The sequence below is a fragment of the Stenotrophomonas sp. 05L44_2 genome, assembly GCF_056665995.1.
Genome location: NZ_JBFTNR010000796.1, coordinates 1 through 1,769, shown reverse-complemented (window position 1 = coordinate 1,769; position 1,769 = coordinate 1). Strand labels below are relative to the sequence as shown.

The window sequence follows — 1,769 nt, the reverse complement described above, 5'->3', positions numbered from 1 at the left end:
CGTGTCGATGGTGCGAAGACCGACTTTTGCATTCCTGGCGATCTAGATGCGACGCCTTCCCGGCGGGGTCATGAGGATCCTGTGGCCGGCGGCTTTACCCTGCATGGCTGTTACTCCAGCCATAGCGAGGCTTGTATCGGCCCCGGTAATTTGATCTCGGTAGCGGTGGTAGCCAAATCTTACTTTCCTGGAAGAAGGTTTGGCGACCTCCCCCAAGGATCCCATCTGCGTACGAGCGCTATTGAAGGCTGGCAAGACGCGAAGATGCTGGAGAAAGGATTGCTTGCCGTTCCCGACGGCGGCGACAAGAGCCACATTTTCGTATGGCGCTCGAGTGCACGTGGCGCAACACAACCCATGGATGACGATGAGCTAATGGCATCCTGCGACACGTTGGGCAGTGTTTCCTGCAATCGTGTGCTCCATGGCGACGACTTTGGCGTCACTTACTCCTTCTTCACAGACAATGAAATTCCGGGTGACTTCGGTTCATTAGACAAGCAAGTCCTGAATGAGATTGAGCGGATGAGATGTAGAAGATAGGACTCCGGCTCGGCCAAGCCGCCAGTGATGTTGCAGCGGCAGGCCTTTCGCGTCGTTCATCTCAATCCGTGACCTGGCGCCGGAAATTAAGTGGGAGTGGAGTAAGACGGAACTAATGCGGGTACGGCGGCACATTCTAGCGAGAAGCGCACCCCCCCCCTACCCTCGATAAACATCCCTTATCGCTAGTCCGCGATCTCAGATGCACAACACTTCCCTGCCTGGCGCTTGCCAGAACCTAGCCCTATTTCGCAGCAGGAACAGGCGTCACACCCTTTCGCACAATCTCCAACCTCCCAACATCGCCAACAGGCACAAGCACGGCTGCTTTCCGCGCTGGGTGCCATAGCGCATAGCTATCACCAAGCCGACCAATCAGGCTAAGGCCGCCCTGCACCTTTCCATCAACAGTCACAGCCGTCACGTGCTTGCCGCCCCCAGAGGAAACCGTCGCGGCACGCCCGGAACCAAGCATGCTTGACACTATCGAGACATAGACCAGCATTACCAAGGCATAGATCAGCCAAGGGGAATCCTTCACCGTCGCGGGCACCACCGGCGAAAGTTGCACGATCAGCGCACAGATGATTGTCAGAAGAAGCCGTATCAGAAGAGGCCACGTGTTCGACCACCAAAGCAGCAGCCCCAAGCCAGTGAAGAAAAGCAGCGGAAACAACCATGCGAACAGCTTGCTTTTGGCGCTGCCGCTCGTCACCTTTATCTCCACCCAGCCGCTAAACAGCAAGGCCACCAGCATGAGAAACAACACCATGCCGATGCCGGCCAGGCCAGCCAGGGCCAGTTCGCTCACGGCAACAAACTGAAAGGGATCAAGGCCAAAGTGGCCCCAGTACGCCTTCAGATAGAGCGCGCCTTGAATCAGGCCAAACGTGACGACAGCCGAACCCCAGCCAGCCACATCGGCCATCGTTAGCCCTTTTTGCGTACTTTCCATGTACTCCCCCTTTCAAGCGCCCCTGACGCATCCCGGATAGTGCCATGGCGGTAAGCGCGGCGTCAGCCACGCAGTGCACTCTGATTGCAGCGGACGGGCGCCCTGAAGGGCCATCAAGAGACTCGACCCGTCCATCCCTTTGTCGCGTCTGCCCTACTTCCGGCCAGAGCATGTCGGTACCGGCACGAAATATGCGGGCCAACCGCCACCGCCGGCAGCCCTTGCAGGCAAAGCCTCTAGCGCCCTTCCCCGCCATGCAACGATTCTGAAA

Annotated in this window: 2 protein-coding genes; one reads left to right on the top strand and one right to left on the bottom strand. The window is 57.9% G+C overall.

The features are described from left to right. A partial coding sequence (locus AC1VAN_RS20730; protein WP_480986623.1) for a hypothetical protein occupies window positions 1–543 on the top strand: 543 nt, incomplete at its 5' end. 244 nt (window positions 544–787) lie between these two features. Here the strand turns inward: AC1VAN_RS20730 and AC1VAN_RS20725 are convergent. Further along, the gene (locus AC1VAN_RS20725; RefSeq protein ID WP_442251926.1) at window positions 788–1,498 is read right to left on the bottom strand and encodes a hypothetical protein; all 711 of its coding nucleotides are present in this window, start codon (window positions 1,496–1,498) and stop codon (window positions 788–790) included. Window positions 1,499–1,769 lie beyond the last annotated feature (271 nt).

Excerpts from the sequence above, each read along its gene's own strand:
- AC1VAN_RS20725 (WP_442251926.1), bottom strand. The coding sequence starts at position 1,498 with ATGGAAAGTACGCAAAAAGGGCTAACGATGGCCGATGTGGCTGGCTGG.